Source organism: Veillonella sp. HPA0037, assembly GCF_000411535.1.
In the GTDB taxonomy this organism is placed as follows: domain Bacteria; phylum Bacillota; class Negativicutes; order Veillonellales; family Veillonellaceae; genus Veillonella; species Veillonella atypica.
The window spans coordinates 566,300-589,898 of record NZ_KE150483.1 but is presented as its reverse complement, the minus strand read 5'-3'; the positions used below and the strand labels follow the sequence as shown (position 1 = coordinate 589,898).

The 23,599-nt window shown below is 39.9% G+C and carries 23 protein-coding genes; 18 read left to right on the top strand and 5 right to left on the bottom strand.

Going from position 1 to position 23,599, the window contains the following annotated elements; all coding sequences use genetic code 11:
- Window positions 1-205: 205 nt before the first annotated feature.
- Entirely contained in the window at window positions 206-1,570 is a 1,365-nt protein-coding gene (locus HMPREF1477_RS02785; protein WP_016475735.1) for a hypothetical protein, read from the top strand.
- 109 nt (window positions 1,571-1,679) lie between these two features.
- Here HMPREF1477_RS02785 and HMPREF1477_RS02780 read toward each other — a convergent pair whose 3' ends face one another.
- The 3 genes from HMPREF1477_RS02780 to HMPREF1477_RS02770 all read right to left on the bottom strand — a co-directional run bounded on the left by HMPREF1477_RS02780 (window position 1,680) and on the right by HMPREF1477_RS02770 (window position 5,234).
- Window positions 1,680-3,236, bottom strand: a complete 1,557-nt coding sequence (locus tag HMPREF1477_RS02780) for a polysaccharide biosynthesis protein (RefSeq protein WP_016475734.1) — start codon at window positions 3,234-3,236, stop codon at window positions 1,680-1,682.
- A 3-nt stretch (window positions 3,237-3,239) separates the two neighbouring features.
- Complete coding sequence (fba, locus tag HMPREF1477_RS02775; RefSeq protein ID WP_005379166.1) at window positions 3,240-4,169, bottom strand: class II fructose-1,6-bisphosphate aldolase; 930 nt, start codon at window positions 4,167-4,169, stop codon at window positions 3,240-3,242.
- Between the two features lie 144 nt (window positions 4,170-4,313).
- Complete coding sequence (locus HMPREF1477_RS02770; protein WP_016475733.1) at window positions 4,314-5,234, bottom strand: RluA family pseudouridine synthase; 921 nt, start codon at window positions 5,232-5,234, stop codon at window positions 4,314-4,316.
- A gap of 146 nt (window positions 5,235-5,380) precedes the next feature.
- On the opposite strand from HMPREF1477_RS02770, the gene HMPREF1477_RS02765 reads away from it, so the two are divergent.
- From HMPREF1477_RS02765 to HMPREF1477_RS02705, 13 genes are all read left to right on the top strand, one after another.
- A complete protein-coding gene (locus tag HMPREF1477_RS02765) occupies window positions 5,381-6,994 on the top strand; it encodes a WG repeat-containing protein (protein ID WP_016475732.1) in 1,614 nt (537 codons plus the stop codon).
- A 150-nt stretch (window positions 6,995-7,144) separates the two neighbouring features.
- Window positions 7,145-7,861, top strand: coding sequence for a hypothetical protein (locus HMPREF1477_RS02760; RefSeq protein ID WP_016475731.1), 717 nt, complete (start codon window positions 7,145-7,147; stop codon window positions 7,859-7,861).
- 272 nt (window positions 7,862-8,133) lie between these two features.
- Entirely contained in the window at window positions 8,134-8,628 is a 495-nt protein-coding gene (locus tag HMPREF1477_RS02755) for a YajQ family cyclic di-GMP-binding protein (RefSeq protein WP_016475730.1), read from the top strand.
- 70 nt (window positions 8,629-8,698) lie between these two features.
- Window positions 8,699-9,817 carry a cobalt-precorrin-5B (C(1))-methyltransferase CbiD gene (gene cbiD, locus HMPREF1477_RS02750; protein WP_016475729.1) on the top strand — a complete coding sequence of 373 codons (1,119 nt, stop codon included), beginning with the start codon at window positions 8,699-8,701 and terminating at the stop codon, window positions 9,815-9,817.
- Window positions 9,793-10,419 (top strand): precorrin-6y C5,15-methyltransferase (decarboxylating) subunit CbiE, encoded by a 627-nt coding sequence (gene cbiE / locus HMPREF1477_RS02745; RefSeq protein ID WP_016475728.1) that lies wholly within the window; start codon window positions 9,793-9,795, stop codon window positions 10,417-10,419. Before cbiD ends, cbiE begins: the two co-directional genes overlap by 25 nt.
- Window positions 10,416-11,003 (top strand): precorrin-6Y C5,15-methyltransferase (decarboxylating) subunit CbiT, encoded by a 588-nt coding sequence (cbiT, locus tag HMPREF1477_RS02740; protein WP_005382722.1) that lies wholly within the window; start codon window positions 10,416-10,418, stop codon window positions 11,001-11,003. The genes cbiE and cbiT overlap by 4 nt, the downstream gene beginning before the upstream one ends.
- 1 nt (window position 11,004) lies before the next feature.
- Window positions 11,005-11,766 carry a precorrin-4 C(11)-methyltransferase gene (cobM, locus tag HMPREF1477_RS02735; RefSeq protein WP_005376252.1) on the top strand — a complete coding sequence of 254 codons (762 nt, stop codon included), beginning with the start codon at window positions 11,005-11,007 and terminating at the stop codon, window positions 11,764-11,766.
- A 4-nt stretch (window positions 11,767-11,770) separates the two neighbouring features.
- Window positions 11,771-12,892 carry a cobalt-precorrin 5A hydrolase gene (locus HMPREF1477_RS02730; protein ID WP_016475727.1) on the top strand — a complete coding sequence of 374 codons (1,122 nt, stop codon included), beginning with the start codon at window positions 11,771-11,773 and terminating at the stop codon, window positions 12,890-12,892.
- A gap of 29 nt (window positions 12,893-12,921) precedes the next feature.
- Window positions 12,922-13,611 carry a precorrin-3B C(17)-methyltransferase gene (gene cobJ / locus HMPREF1477_RS02725; protein ID WP_016475726.1) on the top strand — a complete coding sequence of 230 codons (690 nt, stop codon included), beginning with the start codon at window positions 12,922-12,924 and terminating at the stop codon, window positions 13,609-13,611.
- Window positions 13,608-14,396 (top strand): precorrin-6A reductase, encoded by a 789-nt coding sequence (gene cobK / locus HMPREF1477_RS02720; protein ID WP_016475725.1) that lies wholly within the window; start codon window positions 13,608-13,610, stop codon window positions 14,394-14,396. The genes cobJ and cobK overlap by 4 nt, the downstream gene beginning before the upstream one ends.
- Entirely contained in the window at window positions 14,383-15,048 is a 666-nt protein-coding gene (locus HMPREF1477_RS02715) for a precorrin-8X methylmutase (protein WP_005376263.1), read from the top strand. Before cobK ends, HMPREF1477_RS02715 begins: the two co-directional genes overlap by 14 nt.
- A gap of 119 nt (window positions 15,049-15,167) precedes the next feature.
- Window positions 15,168-16,163 carry an iron ABC transporter permease gene (locus HMPREF1477_RS02710; RefSeq protein WP_005379268.1) on the top strand — a complete coding sequence of 332 codons (996 nt, stop codon included), beginning with the start codon at window positions 15,168-15,170 and terminating at the stop codon, window positions 16,161-16,163.
- Window positions 16,163-16,945, top strand: a complete 783-nt coding sequence (locus HMPREF1477_RS02705; RefSeq protein WP_016475724.1) for an ABC transporter ATP-binding protein — start codon at window positions 16,163-16,165, stop codon at window positions 16,943-16,945. Before HMPREF1477_RS02710 ends, HMPREF1477_RS02705 begins: the two co-directional genes overlap by 1 nt.
- Before the next feature lie 70 nt (window positions 16,946-17,015).
- On the opposite strand, the gene HMPREF1477_RS02700 is transcribed toward HMPREF1477_RS02705, so the two are convergent.
- Window positions 17,016-17,957, bottom strand: a complete 942-nt coding sequence (locus tag HMPREF1477_RS02700; RefSeq protein ID WP_005379225.1) for an ABC transporter substrate-binding protein — start codon at window positions 17,955-17,957, stop codon at window positions 17,016-17,018.
- Between the two features lie 51 nt (window positions 17,958-18,008).
- Window positions 18,009-19,010, bottom strand: a complete 1,002-nt coding sequence (locus HMPREF1477_RS02695; protein WP_016475723.1) for a sirohydrochlorin cobaltochelatase — start codon at window positions 19,008-19,010, stop codon at window positions 18,009-18,011.
- Between the two features lie 390 nt (window positions 19,011-19,400).
- Between HMPREF1477_RS02695 and HMPREF1477_RS02690 the strand changes: the two genes are divergently transcribed.
- The 4 genes from HMPREF1477_RS02690 (at window position 19,401) to HMPREF1477_RS02675 (ending at window position 23,591) form a co-directional block, all read left to right on the top strand.
- Window positions 19,401-20,282 (top strand): sirohydrochlorin cobaltochelatase, encoded by an 882-nt coding sequence (locus tag HMPREF1477_RS02690; protein ID WP_016475722.1) that lies wholly within the window; start codon window positions 19,401-19,403, stop codon window positions 20,280-20,282.
- Between the two features lie 209 nt (window positions 20,283-20,491).
- Complete coding sequence (locus tag HMPREF1477_RS02685; protein WP_016475721.1) at window positions 20,492-21,346, top strand: sirohydrochlorin cobaltochelatase; 855 nt, start codon at window positions 20,492-20,494, stop codon at window positions 21,344-21,346.
- 92 nt (window positions 21,347-21,438) lie between these two features.
- Window positions 21,439-22,146, top strand: coding sequence for a precorrin-2 C(20)-methyltransferase (cobI, locus tag HMPREF1477_RS02680; protein WP_016475720.1), 708 nt, complete (start codon window positions 21,439-21,441; stop codon window positions 22,144-22,146).
- Between the two features lie 71 nt (window positions 22,147-22,217).
- Entirely contained in the window at window positions 22,218-23,591 is a 1,374-nt protein-coding gene (locus HMPREF1477_RS02675) for a cobyrinate a,c-diamide synthase (RefSeq protein WP_016475719.1), read from the top strand.
- Window positions 23,592-23,599: the final 8 nt, after the last annotated feature.

The window sequence follows — 23,599 nt, the reverse complement described above, 5'->3', positions numbered from 1 at the left end:
GTAAAATACTGTACATCAAGTACAGTATAATTATAATTCATTTTCCTATAATATACTATAACATATTATGCAAGTAGGAATTGCGTTTGTGTAAATATAGCTAAGACTGGATGATTCTAAAATAAATTTATAGAAAATTGATAAAAAATTAATAATTAGGTATAATGAGTCTTAGAATGTAGAGTATAAATTGAGGAGAGACTGTATGAACTGGAAACGTGTAATAGCATTAGGTTTACTTGGATTAACATTTGGCATGGGGCAGTCCTATGCGATAGATGTAAATATTCCTGGCGCTGATGCATCCATACCTGCTGATGAATATCAGAATTATCGAAAAAATACCTCACAATCTAGACAAATGGATCAAAGAATTGTAGAGAAAGTTACAAGAGATAATACATCGATTCCTAATTATGATATGTCGAAAACACCAATGGATATATATCATACAAGAGAATTAAATCATGGTGTTAGATACTCTAGTACTGTGTTTATCTTAAAAGAAAACGGAGCGAATATAAAATTTACTATACCTCAACCAAGCATTGTAGCTCAGGCTAAGGGAAGTATGGGTAAGCATAAAGAATTAATCAGTGCAGGTGGAGTGATGACCTATAATGGGGAGTGGTATTACGAGTTAAGGCCACAGCCTAAGGGTGATAACTGGGAAGATACGAATATACCATATAGTAAGTTAAATTCTGATGCTATGAAAGAAGTATTTTATAAAAGATATAATCCCATAGCAGGTAATAAAAAAATTAGTGAAAAGGTGTTAGGTGCTAATACTTTTACATATCCAACCGTTGAAAAGGCTACATGGGATTCAATCGTATATAAGAATGATTTGGTAGAAGGAACAATCAATTTTACTATGCCAAAACAGCCGACGGTTTCTTATCATATTGGATATATGCTTCCAAAAGGAGTCGTTAAAAAGATAAGTTCTAAAGGTGATGATGCACTAGTTAAAGCCACTATGAATGGTTTGGCGAATATTGTATTGCCATCGGTAAAACCTGCTAGTGATATATTAGAATATACCTCTGAAGTACATAGAGGACCTTTTACGTTCAGAATTTTAAAAAATAGTAAATCTTTAGGTACAAAAGTCACTAAAAATGGTAGCCAAGTTGAATATTTTAAGTCTGGTAAAATTAAAGAGTCTATTTCCGTAAGACCTCTTTTTAAACGAGACGATCCAAAGAAACAGAATATCATGTATCATTCTCTAATTGGATTTGTTGGTGCAGATCAATTAAATGAAGGTAAGCCTATTCAATTTGCTACTGTATGGAATGATGCTTTACCAGGTGCTTATTATGAAGTTAAGGGTGATAAGGATACTTTGTTTGTGATGACTGTATTTGATGATACACATCTTTATACTCACTATATGGTCAAACCTCATGATGTGCATGTAAGTAATTTTAAATTACGTGATATCGTTCAATATGTAGATTACAAGCATAATAAAGAAGATTATGGTAGATTTAAATTGGGTTTAGGCATGCCAAAGTTTTTAATTGAACGAAATATATCGGAACAATTGAACAAGAAAAAATAAATTATTATGTATTGTGATTCTATATGATTGATTATATTAAGCAATATATTGCTCAGCTAAAAGAGGACCGGCTCAAACGAGTCGGTCCTCTTGCTATTCGTATATGTAATTATCTAAAGAATCTACCAATAAGTGGCATGCTAGCACCATCATTTTTATTAAGTCCTTTTAAGAGAACCATGATGATAACGTAGAGCAATAAGCCTTCGATACCTGTGAGTATGAAGTTCACCCACATTGGTAAAATATCTATTAAGTAGTGGTAGCTCGAGAAGATGAGTACCCCCATGACACCGGCACTGACCACGTTTTTCCATAGAAGGGAAATATCGAGGAAGTAGCCTGTGTATTTTTTGATGTAAATCAAATTGAGTAAGGCTGCAAAGCCAATATCAGCAACGGTTGCCCAGGCAGCACCACCGATGCCGAGCCAAGGAATGGCTGTTAATGTCCAGTTCAGGATGACTTTGATTACTAATGAAATACCCATGTTGATAACTGGAATGCGCGGTTTATTAAGGCCTTGTAAAATCCCTGTTGTAACTTGGTGTACACCGAGGAAGAAGATAGAGAACGCTGTGATTTGTGTTGCCAGTTCTGCCTTAGGTGCATTGTAAATCAACGTAACAGTTGGTGCCGCAAGTACATATAATAGTACCGTAAATGGTACGGTTGCCATAAATGTTAAGCGCATAGAACCAGCAGTGCGTTCGTAAATACCTTCATGATCTCGCTTAGCAAAAGCATGAGAGATGGCTGGTACTATGCTCGTAGCAAGGGCCGCTGTAATAATGGTAGCCAAGTTGATGAGCGGCACTGCCATACCTGTAAGATAACCGAACAGTTCTGTTACTTCATTCATCGGGAAATTAGCGTCTAATAGGCGACGTGGTACGATGAGCAAATCAAGATTGGCCGTTAATGGTAACATGATGCTGGCTAAGGAAATCGGAATGGACAACGATAACAGTCGCGATAAAATTTCCTTGGCCGATTCGCGTGGACCATCATAGCTTTCACCAGTACTACTAGCCTTAGGCAATTTGTAGTAATAGTACAAGAGCACGAGGAAGGCACCAAAGGCTCCGACGCCAGCACCTAGGCTAGCACCGCCAGCTGCAGCAGGTAAACCATATGGCAATAAGATGGCCGCTGCACCTAGCATGACGATAACGCGCAATAGTTGTTCTACGATTTGGCTGACCGCCGTTGGGGTCATCATTTCATAACCTTGGATGTAGCCGCGGAAACAGGAAATCCACGTTACAAAGAATACTGCCGGAGCAAGTGCGATGATTGAGTAGTAGGCACGGCTTTCAGCAATGAGACCGCTAGAGATAAGCCAATCTGCGCCAAAGTACATGGCCAAGCTGGCGATAAATCCCGTAATGGTCAGCATTGTGAAAGAAATATTAAATACTCGTTTAGCACCACCAAAGTCGTGTAATGCTAATCGTTCTGCCGTCAAAATAGAGATGGCAATCGGCACACCTGCGCTCGAAATTTGTAATAGTAACAAATAGATAGGAAAGGCCATCTGGTAGATCCCGATGCCTTCCCCGCCCAAGATACGGGAGAGAAGAATCCAGTTGATACTACCGATGGCTTTCACTACGAAACCGGCAATGGTTAAGATTAAGGTTCCTTTTACAAATCCACTAGCCATAGATTATAGTTTGTGAGAAGAACCTAATACATCTTTAATTTTGTGAGCTACCATGCCTTTAATAGCGTCACGAGCAGGTCCTAAATATTTACGAGGGTCAAATTCGGATGGATTTTGTGCCAAGTATTCGCGTACAGATGCAGTCATAGCAAGGCGAAGGTCTGTATCGATGTTGATTTTGCAAACCGCCATTTGAGCTGCTTTGCGAAGCATTTCTTCAGGTACGCCTTGTGCGCCAGGGATATTGCCACCAAATTCGTTACATTTTGCTACGAATTCAGGCAATACGGAGGAAGCACCATGCAATACGATAGGGAAGTTAGGCAATAATTTACCAACCTTTTCTAAACGTTCAAAGTCGAGGTATGGTGTGCCTTTGAATTTGTAAGCACCATGGCTTGTACCGATAGCGATAGCCAAGGAATCAACGCCTGTTAATGCTACGAATTCAGCAGCTTGTTCTGGGTCTGTGAAGCGAGCATCTGCATCGGATACGTTAACGTCATCTTCGACACCAGCTAAACGACCAAGTTCTGCTTCTACTACAACACCGTGCGCATGAGCGTATTCAACAACTTGTTTTGTAATTTTTACGTTTTCGTCGAAATCGTGATGAGATGCGTCAATCATAACGGATGTGAAGCCGCCGTCTACGCAATCTTTACAGATTTCAAAAGAATCACCGTGGTCAAGGTGAAGAGCGATTGGTAAATTGCTATCTTCCAATGCTGCTTCCACTAGTTTTACAAGATAAATATGTTTAGCATATTTGCGAGCACCTGCAGATACTTGCAAAATAAGAGGGGATTGTTCCTCTTTTGCTGCATCGACGATACCTTGTACGATTTCCATATTGTTAACGTTAAAAGCACCTACTGCGTAGCCGCCTTCATAAGCTTTTTTGAACATTTCCGTAGTCGTTACTAATGGCATGTTGTCCTCCTTGGCTTTATAGCCGATTGTATGTATTTTGAAAGTATTGTCATCAACTTATGATGATACATATCTATTCATTGTTAGTATATCAAGAAACGATATAAAGCACCACAATTTTATAAGGTTTTCTAGATGAATCTGTTAGAGATATAGTAAATCTTTCATATCCGTTGGCAGAGGTGCTCGTAGTTCTACGTATTCTTGTGTCATAGGATGGGTAAAAGCTAGGTACCCAGCGTGTAATGCTTGCCGACGGATATGATCTAAATGACCGCCATATAAATCATCACCAGCTAAAGGAAAACCTAAATGGGATAGGTGAACGCGAATTTGATGGGTCCGGCCCGTATGCAATACACATTGCACATGAGTCAGAACCTGTTGCGTGCTCAAATTTTTATCCATTTGTACAGGCTGGGAAACAATGTGGCGTGCCAATACCGTCACATCAGTACGAGCCGGTTTGCCAATTGATGTGCAACACCGTTCGATGATGCTACCCGGTTTACGTCCGATGGGATAATTAATGGTTAGCGATTGACTTGGCATAGTACCTTCAACGATGGCGTCATAAACCTTTTGAAATTTTGTGCGTTGCTTATCAAAGGCGTGTTGTACTACCGATGTTTTAGCGATGATGACGATGCCCGATGTGTCCTTATCGAGGCGATGGACCGGGTGAAAGTCATGAGCTTGTTCGGTTTCGTCATAATAATAGAGAACGCCATTTGCCAATGTTCCATCGCGTACCGTCGAGGTAGGGTGCATAAGGATACCAGCAGCTTTATTAATGGCGAGGATATACTCATCTTCGTATACGATTTCTAGATCCATTGGGGTCCGTGAAAATTCTTGCTCTGGTGCTAATTTCATAAGTAGATGATCGCCGCCGTGAACTAAGGTATCCCATGTAGCCGGTCGTCCGTTAATGGTGATGATACCATCATTTTTTAGACGCCGTCGCATGCGCTGTGAAATATGCTGTTGTTTTATGATGTGATTCATAGATTGCGTGTGTATATTAGCATCTACAATCAAGTCGATTATGGTTGCTGTTTTCATAGGTCCTATTATAGCAAAAAAATAATGGATGAAGAATTTTTCACAATTTATTGTATATATAAAGGTTCATATAGTATAATTTATATTAATATTTGTTTATAAAATTTTTATATCTAGAGTCCTTTGAGTAATAAGAGGAGAGGCCTATGAAACTCAACAAGAAATCTTTATTAGTCGCATGTGTGTTGGCGGCTATGTCTACAAGTGCTTTCGCAGCATCTACTACAACATCCACTAGTAGTACAACAGTAACAAATCATGATACACCAACATCTACAAGTACGCGTGTAACACGTGAACAACATAGTGCATCCACATCTACTACTAATATTTCTACGACTGAAAAGGTATCTACTAAATCAAGTGGTACAACTGTATCTGTTGGTGTAGGGAAATTAGCTGATTATGTAGCCGTACCAATTATTGGAGCCACTCAAAAATTAGCACCAGAAGCATTTAAGTCTCTTCAAGCAAATATTGATGAGGCCACTGAAAGTAATAGTGGTCTTATTAAACTTGGTCAATTAGCTAAGGTTAAGCAAAATGGTAAATGGGGACTTGTTGGAACCAATGGTCAAGTTCTGCTCGAACCACAATATAAAGAGTTGGACCCATCTTATGCTGAGGATGGAACGTACTTTGTAAAGTCAAAGAAGATTTTAGAACATATTAAAGTAGATGGTACCGTTTTATCAAGTGGTAAAGATGCCTTAGATGAACAGGTTAAACAAATTATCAATCATCATGATGAGACTGTAAACAAGAATCAAAATTCGTCAAATCATAAGGAAACATATGCAAGTGATTCTTATACGGCCGTTTCTGTAAAAGGAAAATGGGGCTTTACTGATGCATCAGGTAATACTGTAATCGCTCCACAATTTAAAGAAGTATATACGAAATTTAGTGAAGATCGTGCTTTTGTAAAAGATGCTAAAGGTAAAACTGTAGCAATTGATGGTACAGGTAAGACTGTATTTGAAGCACCTTCTAATGATATTGATGCATATGATGATGGATTGGCAGAATTCCGACGCCATATAAGCAAGTTTAATCTTGGAGGCTTGTTGAGTATGGCTGTAGGAATAACCCTTAGTAATCATGGCGGAATCTATTATGGTGATGCATGGAACCCTGTATATGATGGTGTAAAGCGCGGTTATATTAATCGTGATGGTAAAATTGTTATCGACAGTAAAAATGATGCAGTTTGGCCAATTACTGCTTACGGTACACTTGTGAAAAATCAAGGTCTTATTGGGTTCGTAAATCGTGAAGGTAATTATATTATTCAACCAGGTAATTATGATTTAGGCGAATTTAGTGATATTAATGGATTGTTAGTACTTATCAATAAAGATAATAAAAAAGCGGGTGTATTTGACGTGGATACAGGTAAACAAGTTATTCCGTTTACCTATGATTCTATTAGATTTGTAAGCCTAACTAATATGGTTGTCGTGAGTGGTGATACTAAACAGTTAATCGATATGACAACAGGAAATGTCATTTTGACTACATCCAAAGATATGGGGATAAACAAATTTAGTGGACCATATACTTGGGTACATAAGACTTCTAGCGATTATAAGCTTATTGATGATAGTGGTAAAGTATTATTTAGTGATAACACAATCACTTCTGCAATGCCTGTTAAACATGGTTTTGCTCCGGTAAAATCTCAAGGTAAGTGGGGAATTGTAAATCTTCGTGGTGAGTGGGTTGTACAACCACAGTATGAGGATATTGAGATTTTATAGATAGATTGTATTATAATAAAAGTTTTTGTATTAGTTATCCTAGTATATTATGTTGTTTAACTACAAATGAAGGAATTCATTAATTTTTCATAATATGCTATACTGTAGTTATAAATTGTCTTGTGAATTTATTTGCTTTTGGAGGAATATATGAAAACATCTAAAGCATTATTAAAACTTTTGGTTGTAGGTTGTCTTAGTGTTTCTTGTGCATTACCACTGACTGCTTCAGCAGAAGATACAAGTGCACCAAGTGCGATGCAAGAATCTGTAGTTAAGACAGAATTACCATCTGGAGTTAATCGTATTCAGTTGTTAAAGAGTGGTGAAACTACGGCAACTGTAAAGACATCATCTGTTGCTGCTGGACATGCGTATATTCCTAAAGATACAAATATAAATTTAGAATTAATCGATCCTATTAGTTCTAAGAAAAGTAAAGAAGGAAATACCTTTAGATTAAAGACCATAGAAAATTTACTAATTAATGATGTAGTTGTTATTCCAGCAAACCAAGAGGTATTAGGGACAATTACAAAAGCAAGAAAGAATGGTATGCTTGGTCGAAAAGGCCGATTGGAATTTAAAATTGATAGCATTAAGACTATTAATGGTGTAAATGTTCCATTAACTGCAGAAGTTAAAGGTAAGGGCCATTCTGATAATGGAGCAGTTGCCGTTGCTGCTGCAGTAAGTTTGGTTGGTGGCTTGTTCATGAAAGGGACTAATATTTACTATGAACCTGGCCAAAAATTTGTAGCTGTTGTATCTACTGATACAGATTTAAATACAACAGTGGAAGATTTGCCTAATGCTATGAATCCAAGTAAACCTACTGGTCAAAATATTGTTTTACCAATTAAATAAAATATAAGTAGTATTAATACCCAATAGTGATAAATTTAAAAATATTGCTATTGGGTATTTTAGTTGATTATATAAAGATAATAGGATACGAAGATAATTATTGTATTTAGATTAATGAAAAATCATCATAATCTAATTATTTGAATTCCTAGTAAATATAGATAATTTACGATATAATTATATAGATGTATTCCATTCAATGAATACGTGGATGATGATGAAAATAATGCGTGAACCCCATGCCCAACGGGTTCAGGTGTAGGAGGTATAAAATGGCTAAAGATTGTTCCTTTGACGTTGTATCCGAAGTGGATATGCAAGAAGTGGATAATGCGGTAAACCAAGCGAAGAAAGAGATTGGTACGCGTTATGATTTCCGTGGTTCTAAAGCTGAAATTAGCCTTGAAGGTGATACCATTAAAATCATCGGTGATGACGAATATAAATTGAACGCTATTATCGATGTATTAAAAGGCAAAATGGTTAAACGTAATGTAGCGGTTAAGAACCTTGATTTTGGTAAGATTGAACCTGCTGCTGGTGCCACTGTACGCCAAGTGATTACTATTAAAAAAGGCATTACAAAAGAAAATGCTAAAGAAGTAGTAAAGGCAATCAAAAATATGAAGCTTAAGGTACAAGCGTCTATCCAAGAGGATCAAGTACGCGTATCTGGCAAGGATAAAGATGATTTGCAAGCGGTTATTCAGATGTTAAAACAATTGGACGTACCGGTTGAATTGCAATTCGTTAACTTCCGTTCCTAATTATATAAGCATAAGAGATAGGGTTAGATTGATTCATTGAATCGCTAACCCTATCGGTGTAGGAGGCGCTATGAGAGTAGAGGACATGAAGGGTGGTTATACGACCGGTTCATGTGCTACGGCAGGCATGAAAGCAGGTCTATTGGCCCTCTTAGAACACGATATTGTGGACAAGGTTGTCATTGAGAATCCGCAAGGTCAATTCATTGAGGTACCTATTAAATCTGTGAAAATCATATCCGAAACAGAGGCAAAGGCGACTGTGATGAAGGATGGCGGTGACGATCCAGATGTGACCCATGGCAATGATGTGGAAACTATGGTGACCCTTGATGATACAGGCAAGCTACGTTTTCGAGCTGGCTTTGGTGTGGGTACGGTTACGAAACCCGGTCTTGCCATGCCCCCAGGACAACCGGCCATTAATCCGGGCCCTAGAGCGATGATGAAACTCGTATTTGAAGAGTTTTGTACGCAAGGTCAAGGTGTGACGGTAACAGTAAGCGTTCCTAATGGTAAGGTGTTGGCTAAAAAGACGTTGAACCATACGCTGGGTATCGAAGGTGGTATATCCATTATCGGTACAACGGGTATCGTTAAGCCGATGAGTGAAGAAGGGTTTAAGAATTCTCTTGTGCCTCAGTTAAAGGTAATGAAAGCCAATGGCTGCGAAACGGCAGTTCTCGTACCGGGGCGTATCGGTCAAGATTTGGCAGAACAAGTGCTCGGTATCCATAAGAACCAAATGGCTGAAACCAGCAACTTCATCGGGTTTATGCTTGAACAAGCCGTTCATATTGGCTTTAAACGAATCTTGATCATCGGTCATATCGGTAAGCTCATTAAGCTTGCTAGCGGAAGTTTTCATACCCATAATCGCATGAGCGATGGTCGCATGGAAAGTATTGTAGCCTATGCAGCTCTTGAAGGAGCATCCCAAGCGGTGTGTGAAGAGTTATTTAATTGTCAAACTACAGAATCTACGTTCCCTATATTAGAACGAGAAGGCCTTACCGGTGTATATCAACGTGTAGTAGACCGCGCATCTATGCGCAGTGAACGATATATTGCCAATGAGGCTGAGGTAGGTATCATTATTACCACATTAAAGGGTGAGATTTTGGCTATGGATAAGCATGCAAAAGAGATAGGAGAGCTAGAACATTGGCACATACCTTGTATATCGTAGGCATTGGTCCGGGCAATCCTGATTATGTGGTGCCTAAAGGCCTTAATTTAATTAAACATGCTACCGTTTTGGTAGGTAGTGAACGCTCCTTGGAGGACTTTAAGGAACCCGGTCAGATTACATATCCTGTAACGGGTAAACTAAGTTGGTTATCCGAACAAATCGAGCGTGAACTTCACGACCATGATGTTGTGGTTATGGTCAGTGGTGACACGGGCTACTATAGCTTGTTGCCATATTTGAAAAAGAAATTCCTTACTACACACATTGAGGTGGTGCCAGGCATTAGTTCTATGACATTTGCCTTTGCACGCCTTAACGAAGTGTGGCATGATGCGGATTTAATGAGCTTTCACGGACGCCAACCAGCGCCTGAAAGACTCGTATATGAAGCGGGGAAAAAGATGGGATTCTTAACGGATCCTGAATATAATCCAGCGCATATTGCGCGTATTTTAATAGATGCAGGATGGCCAAAAGAAACGAGAGCAGCAGCCTTAGAGCGCTTGAGTTACGATGATGAAAAAATCGTAGATTCTACACTAGAGGTATTAACGGAGCTCGAAGGCTTTGGACATTCTGTTATGGTGGTACTAGGATGAGACATTTTTTCGGAATTCCTGATGAGGAATTTATACGCGGTGACGTGCCGATGACGAAATGCGAGATTCGCAAAGCCGTTATGAATGAGGCGCGCATCGAAGAAGATAGCATCGTCCTTGATGTGGGGGCTGGTACAGGTTCGATTTCTATTGAAGCTGCATTAGCGGCACCTAAAGGTCATGTATATGCTATCGAACGTTTTGATAAAGGCATTGAATTGATTCATGAAAATATGAAGAAATTCAATGTCAATAATATGACTGTCATTAAATCCAAGGCTCCGGAGGGTATGGAAGATTTGCCTGAGCTTGATGCGGTTATTATCGGCGGCAGTGCTGGCGGTATGACGGGCATTATGGATGAAGTACAACGATTGTTAAAGGTAGGCGGTCGCCTTGTTGTAACGGCGGTAACGATGGAAACGGGTTATACCATTTTAAAAGAATTGAAAGGTCGTCCTTTCACATACGAAGGGTACCAAATGTCCATTAGCCGCTATCGTAAGGCTGGTCCATATCATTTGTTGGATCCATTGAGTCCAATTTTTATTGTATCTGCAACGCGTATCGCAGAAGGAGAGTAATATGGTTGACGTACATATTGTAGGCGCAGGCCCTGGGGATCCAGAGCTTATTACGCGAAAAGGGTATCGTTTAGTGCAAGAAGCTGACGTTGTTATCTATGCCGGTTCCTTGGTAAACCCTGCTATTTTAGAGGCTTGTAAACCAGGTTGTGAAATTCATAACAGTGCCACTATGAACCTTGATGAGGTATTGGCTGTTATGAAAGCTGCCGTGGCAGATGGCAAAAAGGTTGTCCGTTTACATACCGGTGACCCTGCTATTTATGGTGCTATTCAAGAACAAATGGATGCCTTGGCTGGCATGGGTATTACCTATGAAGTGGTACCTGGCGTAAGTTCGTTCCTCGCTACAGCAGCGGCGTTGAAACAAGAGTATACATTGCCAAATGTATCTCAAACCGTAATTATTACGCGCATGGAAGGCCGTACACCAATGCCTCCAAAGGAAAAATTGCGCATGTTGGCGGCTCATGAAGCGACCATGTGTATCTTCCTTAGCGTTCAAATGCTAGATAAGGTAGTGGCTGAACTCATCGAAGGCGGTTATGATAAAACAACACCTGTAGCTATCGTAGTGAAAGCTTCTTGGCCAGACCAACGCATTATCCGCGGTACATTGGAAACCATTGCGGATATCGTGGCTGAAGAAGGCGTATTACGCCAAGCTATGATCGTTGTTAGTCATGTACTAGACAGCGAATACGAATTATCTAAGCTTTACGATAAGGGCTTTGCTCACATGTATCGTAGTGCTAAGGACTAGTGTGATGAAAGAACTAGAATCTGATTCACCTATGACAGGAGCAAAGAAGAATAGAACCGCTATTCTTTCTGTGTCTGAACGCGGTGCAAGGCTGGGGCAACGCATCAAATCTTTGGTGGCCCCTCATGCGGATTGTTATGAAAAGGAAAATCGCCCTTCTGGTGGTGAGGCTATCTATTTTGATTCTCTCAAACATCACATAGGGCAGATTTTTAAGGATTATGACCAAGTATTATGCATTATGGCACTGGGTATTGTAGTGCGCATGATTGCACCGTATATTGAACATAAATCCAAGGATCCTGCCATCGTCGTAATGGATGAGGCCGGTCATCATGTCATCAGTTTATTATCTGGTCACCTTGGGGGCGCCAACGAATGGACGCAGTCCATTTCGCTGGCCATCGATGCGGACCCGGTTATTACAACGGCGACGGATGTTAATGGATTGCCAGCGCCTGACGTGTTGGCGCGCCACGAGCATCTGTTGGTCGACGATTTTCACACATTAGTGGATGTTAATTCCGCTGTTGTGGCTGGTGAAAGCGTCAACTACTACATCGATGAAACCCTAGTCGATGCTAATCGGTTACGCGATGCTGCTGCATTACATATCGGTACGCATGGCACGGTTCAGGTGGTAGATGTATTTACATTGCCTGAGACTGATGGTGTTCGTCGCGTAGTGATAACAGATAAGGTGATTACTGAGTATCCAGAGCAACTCATCTTACGTCCTCGTACGTATACGATGGGGATTGGTTGTCGCCGAGATACGCCAAAGGAGCTCATACTGGATGCCATTACACAATCTCTACAGAAGCATAAGCTTTCACCAAAAAGCATAGTCACAGCTGCATCGGTTATCGTGAAACAAGATGAAGTGGGCCTATTAGAGGCCGTGAACGAATTAGGGTGGTCTATCTATTTCTACACACAAGAAGAGATAGCACCTGTTATAGAAGAACAGGATTTAAAAGAATCCACATTTGTAAAAGGAACAATAGGAGTAGGAAACGTATGCGAGACAACAGCATTACTAGCGGCCAAGAGCCAAACATTAATACAGCACAAAACGGTGTATCCCAAAACAACGGTAGCCATTGCACAGGTAACATCAAAGTAATCGGCATTGGACCTGGGGACGCTGAATTTATGACACCGCAAGCACGGGAAGCGATTTTAGCGGCAGATCGTGTAGTCGGTTATTTAACATATCTTGATTTGATTAAAGACCTTATCGCAGGTAAACAAACGGTAGGTACAGCGATGATGCAAGAAGTGGATCGTTGCCAACAAGCCGTTGATTTGGCTGTAGAAGGTCACCAAGTAGTAGTTGTATCCTCTGGTGACTCCGGCGTGTACGGCATGGCTGGCCTTGTATTGGAATTGGCTAATAAAGTATCAGCAGACAAACGCCCTTCCGTGGATATCGTTCCAGGTCTTAGTGCTGTCAACGTAGCAGCATCTGTATTGGGTGCACCTTTGATGCATGACTTTGCCGTTATTTCCCTTAGCGATTTGATGACACCTTGGGATTTAATTAAAAAACGTGCTGACCTTTGTGCACAAGGGGATATGGTTATTTCCTTATATAACCCACGCAGTAAAAAACGCGTAACTCATTTAGATGAAGTACGTGAAATCGTTCTAAAATACCGCGACCCTAAAACACCTGTAGGCATCGTGCAAAAAGCAGGTCGTCCAGGTCAACATATGGTAATTTCTGATCTAGAAAACTTCACAAAAGAAGAAGTAGATATGCAAACACTTGTTATCATTGGTAACAGCCAAACTTATGTTGAAAATGGTCGTATGATTACACCTCGAGGCTATAAATTATGATTTGGGTCATCGCTGGTACCTTGGATGGTCGTACCTTAGCGGTAGATATCCAAGAACGGACTGGTGAAGAGGTTCTCGTGACTGTCGTGAGCCAATATGGGGCGGAACTAGCTGCCCATGACGGCATTACGGTTCATACGGGGCGCCTCGATCAAGAGGCTATGCAACAGTTGATTAAGGAGCATAATGTGCGCCTACTCATCGATGCAAGCCATCCGTATGCGGCTATTGTGACCGCAACGGCTCAAGATGCAGCTAAGGCGGTGGGCATTCCTTTTGTTCGGTTTGAACGAAAAGAGGTACCATTGCCAGACTATGATAAGTTGCATATCGTAGTGGATGAAACAGAAGCAGCTAATTTAGCCGGCAAATTGGCAAAGGAAAATAACAATCATGTATATTTGACTACTGGTAGTAAGACGATGCACATCTTTGCTAAATCTGAAGCGTTACAGGACTGTGAAGTATGGACACGTATTTTGCCAACTGCTGAGGTGTTGCAAATGATGGAAGACCTCAATGTGAGTCCTAAACGTATCGTTGCCGTACAAGGTCCATTTTCTTACGATATGAATCGTATTATGTTCCACGATACAAAGGCGAGCGTTGTGGTTATGAAAAACTCTGGCCTCGTAGGTGGTGCTGATACGAAATTACAGGCTGCCATCGACCTTGGCATCCACGTTATTGTTATCGATCGTCCACGGGTGAAACTAGAATGCCCTGTGGTATCATCGAATGATGAATTTTTCAAATTATGGGAGGAAACTAATGGATTACGTTAAAAATCCTAAAGCCATTGAAGATAAAAGTATGGAAATCATTTACGATTATGTAAAGGATTTAGGTTTAACCGATGATGAAGTACGCGTTGTATCTCGTACAGTTCACGCATCTGGTGACGTTGAATATGCTCAACTCGTAAAAATGAGCCCTGACGCTGTTCAAAAAGGTATCGAAGCATTAGACAATGGTGCAGATATTTACACTGACGTAGAAATGGTTCGCACAGGTATTTCTAAACCGGCTCTTAAACTTCGTGGCAATGAAGTACATTGCTTAATCAAAGATGAAAACGTAGCTAAAATGGCTAAAGAATTGGGCGTAACACGTTCTATCGCTGCTATGCGCACATTTGGCAAACAATTAGAAGGCCAAATCGTTGCTATCGGTAATGCACCAACTGCATTGTACGAAGTATTGCGCCTTGCTCTTGAAGAAGGTATTAAACCAGCTCTTATCATCGGTATTCCTGTAGGCTTTGTTGGCGCTGCTGAATCTAAAGATTATTTGATGGAAGTATCCCCAGTTCCTTATATCACTGTAAAAGGTAACAAGGGTGGTAGCCCAATTGCAGCATCCGTATGTAATGCATTGCTTTACACAGATGTAAAACGCAACGATATGCTCTTCGTAGAAGGCAAAGAATCTAAATAAAAAGTAACCCGAATCGTTGCATACTGCTGGCGATTCGGGTTTTACTGTATCTATTATGAGGTTTATATGTATAATACGGGTGCTGATAGCATCATGTATTGGTGAAAGGAGAGGTTACTGTGGACTCTCTGAATGAACGAAAACTCTTTCGCATATCAGTTATTATTGTCTTGGTTATTGCTGTCATAGCTAGCATGATTATCTCGCTGATTTGGGGTTCCACACCGGTTTCACTATCGGAGATTTGGCACACATTGTGGGCTAGTGAGCTAACAGATACAGCATCGCAAATTATTTGGAATATTAGGTTGCCTCGTAATATTGTTGCTGCATTAGTTGGTGCTTGTTTAGCTGTATCGGGTGCCATTTTACAGGCGGTTATGAAGAACCCTTTAGCAGATCCTCAAATTGTTGGGGTGTCATCTGGTGCTGGACTTGCCGGTGTTATTATATTTATTCTTTTCCCTGGCTATGATCATATTGTGCCTCTCGTCGCCTTTATAGGTGCTATGGCTGCGGCGTTGATGGTATATGCTCTTGCTTGGAAGAATGGTGTACGCCCAAGCCGTATCATCTTGGCTGGTGTTGCAGTGGCTGCTTTTTTAGGCTCTGGTATTTCTGCACTACTTGTATTCTATGGAGATCGTGTGCAAGGAGCCTTACTTTGGATGGTAGGGGGCTTGGCTGCACGCAGTTGGCCTCAAGTAGAGGTTCTGTTCCCATACGCGTTAGTCGGTCTTATTTTTGCTTGTTTAGGTGCCAAACGTCTTACTATTTTAAGTTTAGGTGATGAAACAGCAAAGGGGCTAGGCCTTAAGGTAGAACAAACGCGGTTTATTATGACTGCTGTTGCGGCTCTATTAGCAGCAGGTGCCGTTAGTATTGCGGGCTTAATCGGTTTCGTAGGCCTCGTTATACCGCATATGTTACGACTTATCATCGGTAATGATTATGCGTATTTACTTCCCGGCTCTGCATTATTAGGGGCACTCGTCCTCGTTGTTAGTGATACGGTAGGGCGTGTTATGTGGAGTCCAATTGAGGTACCGGTTGGCATTATCATGGCATTCTTTGGGGCGCCATTCTTCTTATATCTATTGAGGAGGGATAACTAATGAATACGGCTATTGATGTAAATCAGTTATCCGTCACTCTCGGAAATCGTCATATTTTACATGATATTAATGTATCTGTCCCTACTGGTAAAATAACGACTTTAATCGGGCCTAATGGTTGTGGTAAAAGTACACTCTTACGGTCTATGATTGGCTATATTCATAGTCCACGTGAATGTGTGACTATTTTAGGTAAACCATTACAGTCGTATTCACAAAATGAATTGGCACGTCAAATGGCGTTTCTGCCACAGGTGCCTAATATGCCAAAGGATATGACCGTAGAAGAATTGGTATATTGTGGACGCTATCCATACCAAATGTGGTGGAAGAATACGGCCAAAGAGGACCGAGAAATCGTTGACTATGCATTAGGTATTACAAAAACGAATCATTTACGGAATCAATTAATTCCATCCTTATCTGGTGGTGAACGGCAACGGGTATGGATTGCTATGGCGTTAGCACAACAACCCAAATTATTAGTGTTAGACGAACCAACAACATACTTAGATATTAACCATCAACTAGAAATCATGGAATTGTTAAAACGATTAAACGATGAACAAGGGTTAACCGTATTGATGGTACTCCATGAATTGACGCAAGCTGTACAATATTCTCATTATATGGCTATTATAAAAGATGGTCATTTAGTGACAGCTGGAGACACGAAAGAAATCGTATCGGATGAACTATTTAGAGATGTATTTTCCGTAGATGTTCAAATCGATACCTTTGATGATAAACAATATGTACGCGTAAAAGGTTTAGTTGAGTAGATGGCTAGACTAATAGTGAAAGAGGGCATTCCCGAAATGGGGAATGCCCTCTTTAGTATGTTAGGATATGTTAAAATGTAACATCAATGCCATATGCTTCTTTCACTAAACGAGCCATAGCCTCAGGTGTTTGTAGACCTGGGTTAAGTAGGAATAGTTTAGATGGTAAGTAGATGACACGGTTGTTTTGTACAGCCTTAAGATTAGCCCATGCAGGATTATCTGTCATAGCTTTCTTCATGGCCTTTGTAATTTCTTCTTCTTTACCCATGGTAACGACGAAGATAATATCAGGGTTATCAGCGGTTAATGTTTCAAGAGAATACGGTACCGTTTTATCTTTGGTTGTACCATCTAGGTGAGATGTTACAACATTTGTCATACCTAATTCTTTGACCATAGATGCAGTTACCGCTTCGTCGGTTTCGGCTGTCACACCTTTACCGGTAGCACGCAATACGGCAATACGTGCAGGTTGTTGATTTTTAATGGCATCCTTAACCTTTTGAATATTACTTTCATAGGTGGCAATAACGGATTTAGCCTTATCTTGATGGTTTGTTAACTCTCCAAGGAATGTTAGCATTGGCACATTATCCTTGATACCATCGTAATTGAAAAGTACGGCTGGAATATTGTTAGATTGTAATTGGGATTCATATTTTTTATGTTGGTTTTCCAAACCCAATACCACATCTGGTTTTAAACCTAACAATTGTTCCATATTTATGTTAGCCGTTTGACCTAATGCAGGTAATGCTTCTAATTCTGGCGCTAGTTTATCTGTTGTGCTAGCTCGGGAAATTGCCTTGCCATCTACTGCGTATAGCATGGACAATACAGAATTTGAAAGAACGGCGATGCGTTGTGGATCCTTTGGTACAGTGTAGGTTTCACCATTAAAGGTAAGTTCCTTCGTAGTAGCAGAAGAGCTGGATGTGGACTTACCACACCCAGCTATTGCTAGTACGATCATGACCAAAGCAAGACTACAGAGTAGTAGTTTTTTCATGATGTACTCCTATGTACGTTATATAACGATACTAGTTAAATTGTAGATTGATTATTTTTGTAATGCGTCCCAAGATTCGTTAGCACGTTCAACGAATAAGTTACGGATGTTAGGATTTTCACCTAAGCCATGGATGTAAGTGTCAACTTTGAAGCCTTCTTTTTCAAGAATGGATTTATGGGATTCTGGTTCTGCACCAGCCATGTCATTATTTGCATGGTCGCCAGCTACCATCATGAATGGCATCAATGTAACGTGTTTAATACCATGTAATTTCAATTGAGGGATAACTTGTTCAAGATTTGGAGTACCTTCTACAGTGTAGATAAATACATTTTTCATACCAAGAGTATGGATACGGTCTTGAATTACAGAATAGTAAGCATTGGAAGGATCTGGAGTACCATGAGCCATGATAAGAAGACCGTCTTCTTTGCCTAATTTAGGGAATTGAGATTGAACAGCTTTTAATGTTTCAATAACTTGGTCAGTTTGGTTTTCTTGACCCATCCAGTACATAAGAGATGTACCAAGTGTCATTTTTTTGAAATTATCTTTGTACAAATTATATACTGCTGCATCGTAGTTGTATTCCATACCAGGAATTACATCAAGGGATGCTAATGCAACGCGAGTGTAACCGTCTTTTTTAAGTTCAGCCAATGCTTCTTCAGGAGTTGGGTAAGTAATACCTTCTTTTTGTTGGATACGATCACGAATAATATGGCTTGTGAAAGCTGTAATTACTTTTGTGTTTGGATGAGCTGCTTTAATAGCATCTACAGTTGCATCGATTGTTTTCGCACGAGTATCTTTATAAGTTGTACCAAAGCTCATAACAACCATAGCATCTTTGTTTGGCAAGTTTTGTAAAGCTTCAGTATTGTGTGTACGAACACCAATTGCAGCAGCTTCTTTTAATGCTGGAGTAGGATCTTTTACTTCATCATTCAATTGGTATGCAGCGTGGCCGAGTACAGGAGCACCAAATGTCAATGCGAAAGCCGCCAATGCAGCAGAAACTGTTAATGCACGTTTTTTTACACTAATCATAAGTGAATCACCTCATTAAACAACATCATCTGACTATGCAGACATAACTATAATCTATGAATTAATCGTAGCAACCTAGGGGATGGATGTCAATAAACCCCATACCTGTACACGTATAAATAATACGATTGTTTTTTATAAAAAATCATAATAAATGAGGAAAAATCTTATGTTTTATAAAAATATTCTTATTGGTTATGACGGTATAATTATAAGTAATTCAATATTTATGATAGGATTTATCACTCTGGTTTATTAAAATAATTATATGATAATATTTCTCATTGACTTTCATACGCCAATCTTGTATTATTAGTACATAGTAGTTGATAACAATTTTCATTTATGAAAATTGTTTCATATATATATATGGGTATATGGAGGTCACATATGAAAGGTATAATCATTGCATCCTTTGGATCAATTTATAAAGAAGCAGTGGAAACATCCATTGGCACTATAGAGTCTAAAGTTCGTTCCTTATATAGAGATGTAGAGGTACGACGTGTATTTTTGTCTGATGCATTAGTGGAAAAGTGGAATGAAAAATATGATGATACGATTGCTTCTTTCACCGACGTCATGCAAGAATTTAGCCGCAAGGGAATTGATGAGGTATATATTCAACCGATTACTCTCGTAGCGGATCAATGCTATCAACAAATGCGTAAGCAAGCACTTAAGTTCTTACATAGCAGTGAATATAATTTCTCTCAAGTTAATATCGGTAAACCCTTATTAACATCGTTAGGTGTTAAAAATTACGCTGATGATTATGAAGCTACATTAGATGGCATCATGCGTCATATTAATACTAAATCTCTTAATAAATCCATTTTATTGATGGCAAATGGTCAAAATCAATTGGAATTTTCCACATTACAATTGAAAGCTATGTATGGTTCTGCTCCTAATGTAGCTGTATTTACCACAAATGGTTTCCCTACATTTAAGCAGGCCTTAACATTGGTAGATAGAATGGGTCATAAAGATGTACTCGTTGTACCATTGGCTTTGATTGGTTCCACTCATTTAATGGATTATCTTGGCGGTGATCGTTCCGATTCTATTTATGCACTTTTGACAGAACAAGGGTACAACGTAGATATTTGGAATGAAGGCCTAGGTGAAAATCCATATGTACAAGATTTATTCTTGAAACATTTGGGTCAAGCGATTCGTATGTCTGACAGAAAACGTAGCTCTCAACGCGAATCATATCAAACTGTTATTCGACCTTCCCGTATAGAAGCACAAGGAATGATTTCCTAATTACTTCTGGTAAGGTTGTATATAAACTCTCTCATAAATACACACTATCTTCAAAAAGCATCCACCTTTAAGGGCGGATGCTTTTTGTTATTCATCTAAATGGGTATGAAAGTTAATTATAATATTACCTTTATACGGGGTACGGTATCCAACTATAGTAATGCGTGTGGTATGATGAATAGTGAATTATATTTGATAAGGAGACCGTTATGAAACAAGCTATATTAGTAGTGGCCTTTGGCTCAACAGTTGATTCCGCTCGTGAACATCAAATTGATGCTGTTGTAAACCGTATTAAAGAGAAATATACAGATTATGAAGTGCGTTTAGCCTTTTCATCGCGTATCATTGTAAAGCGTTTACGAGACCGTGGTATTGAAATTCCTACAGAGCAAGGCGCATTAGATGCTCTCATTGGTGAAGGATATACAGATATTTATGTACAACCATTGCACTTCACTGGTGGTGAAGAATTTGATAAGTTGAAACATAATATTTTAAATCACGAACGGGCACAAGAACTTAATACATTGCGAGTAGGCAGACCATTGGTATACTATATGGGCCAAGAAGAACACCCGAATGATTATCAAATTTTAATCGACACATTTGTTACATCCTTATCCGTCAGCAATGAAGATGGTTTATTATTAGTTGGTCATGGTGGTTTAGGCTCTGGTAATTCTGCATATGGGTATTTGCAATATCAATTGATTCGCAGTGGCCTTAATCATGTTCGTGTAGCCACTTTGGAAAATGCTCCTTATGTAGACGATGTGGCCGTACCTTGGGAATGGCTTGATGGTAAGAAACCTAATAAGATTTATGTGCACCCATTGCTCCTGGTGCTTGGCGATCATGCGCTTAATGATTTATTTGGCGATGAAGAGGATAGTGTAGTCAATGTATTGAAAGAGGCTGGTTATGAAGTAGAAGAAATGCATCATGCCCTCGGTGAATATACAGAAATTCAAGATATCTATTGCCAACATATTCAAGATTGTATCGATGATATATACGGTAAGCGCAGCAGTCATAGACCGGCGATTCCGAATGTGAAATAAGAGTAGACTTTCACAAACATTTTGAATATATTTAATAAATTAGGTATAATAGTAATGTTAATCATATTGAAATATAGAATAGGAGAATCATCATGAAAGGTAAATTATATGGCATAGGTGTTGGTCCTGGGGACTCTGAATTAATGACTGTGAAAGCTGCGCGTATTGTAGGCGAAGCAGACGTTATCATTACACCTAAAACAGAAAAGAAAGATGGTTCTGTAGCCCTTAATATTGCGAAACCATACATTCAAGAACATACTGAAATCGTTCCAGTTGTATTCCCAATGGTGCTCGATGATGCTACACAACAAGAAGGTTGGGAAGAGGCTAAGCGCGTTATCGTATCTTATTTAGAACAAGGTAAAGATGTTGTTTTCTTAACACTTGGCGATCCAATGTTCTATAGTACATATATGTACGTATATCGTTTGATTGAAAATACAGGCTTTGAAATTGAAACAATTCCTGGTATCACTGCATTCTGTGCCATTGGTTCCCATCTTGGCTATCCAATCGTAGAAAAAGAAGAGGTTTTGGCTATCGTTCCAGCCACTGCACCTAAGGAAAAAATTGATGCTGTTATGGCTGTTGCCGATGATGCAGTTATCATGAAGGTGTATAAAAACTTTGACGAAGTGCAAGAAGTATTGTTGAAACACAATATGGCAGATGATGCTGTTATGATTTCTCGCGTTGGCTTGCCTGATGAACAAGTTTTCGTAGGTCTTGATAATATGCCTAAGGACAAGAAATTAAACTATTTGTCCACAATTTTGGCAAAACGTAAAGATCGTTAATTGACTATACTCTGATATCTGAATGCTTTTAGTGAAAGCCGTATAGATAGTATTAATAAGAGGTAATACATATGAATACTGTACCCATTCCACGTGTTGTTATAGCTGGTACCAATTCCGGTGTCGGTAAAACGACTATTGTTGCGGGCCTTCTCGCAGCGTATCGAGCAAGTGGCCATGGGGTGCAATCCTTTAAAGTAGGCCCGGATTATATTGATCCGGGCTTTCATAAAATTGCATCGGGCCGTGAAAGTTACAATTTAGATTCTTGGTTAGTTCCACCGGATACATTGCCATCATTTTTTGCATCCATGGCGGGTGATGCAGACCTAGCCATTATTGAAGGTGTTATGGGCCTCTATGATGGTGGCCGTGAGGGCGTGAGCAGTACGGCTCAAATCGCTAAGCAATTAGGCGCTCCTGTTGTGCTTGTTATCGATTGTAAGGCCATGGGTGAAAGCGCAGCCGCCATTGCCATGGGCTTTAGAGATTATGATAAGGATGTGGACTTTAAAGGGGTCATTTTAAATCGTTTAGGTTCCGATAACCATGAACGAATGGTTCGTGAAGGTATGGAAAAAATAGGCGTTCCTGTTATTGGGGCTATACGTCGTGATGATCGTATGCATTCTCCTGAACGCCATCTCGGTTTGACGCCGGTTACAGAAATTGACCCTACAGAGGCTATTGCTACAATTCAGCATGCTGTGGAATCTATGGTGGATTTAGAGGCACTTTATAAGGTGGCAGCCAGTGCCGCACCTATGCCTGCACCGATTGATGCAACCAAGGGTGTTACAAAACGAACAAAAATTGGCGTTGCTTATGATGAAGCTTTTTCATTCTACTATCCAGCAAGTTTGTCGGCCTTAGAAGCGCAGGGGGCGGAACTAGTTTACTTTAGTCCATTAAAAGATAGCGCTATTCCCGATGTAGATGGCCTCGTATTTGGCGGTGGTTTCCCTGAAATGTTCTTACAGGCTTTATCCGAAAATACGGCTATGAAGGAATCAATCCTTAAAGCCAATCAACGTCATATGCCTATCTATGCTGAATGCGGTGGGCTTATGTACCTATGTGAACACATTCACGATTTTGACGGTAATGTGTTTGATACTGTTGGTGTTGTGCCTGCCAATTGCGTGATGCAACAAAAACTGCAAAAGGTAGGCTATGTAACAGCAACAGCTAAACGCAACACATTACTTGGCAATACCGGAACAACTTTGCATGGTCATGAATTCCATTTCTCCACCATGGAACCAACCATTGAAGACTTTCCATGGGCCTTTCACTTAGAAGGGGGCCGCAAACCTCAGTCCTATGATGGAGGATATGCTACCGATAACGTGTTGGCATCCTATCTACATCTTAACTTTGCGGGTTCTCTTGAAGGGGCCAAGCATTTTGTAGACATGTGTGAAACCTTTGGTCATACTAAATAAATCTATTA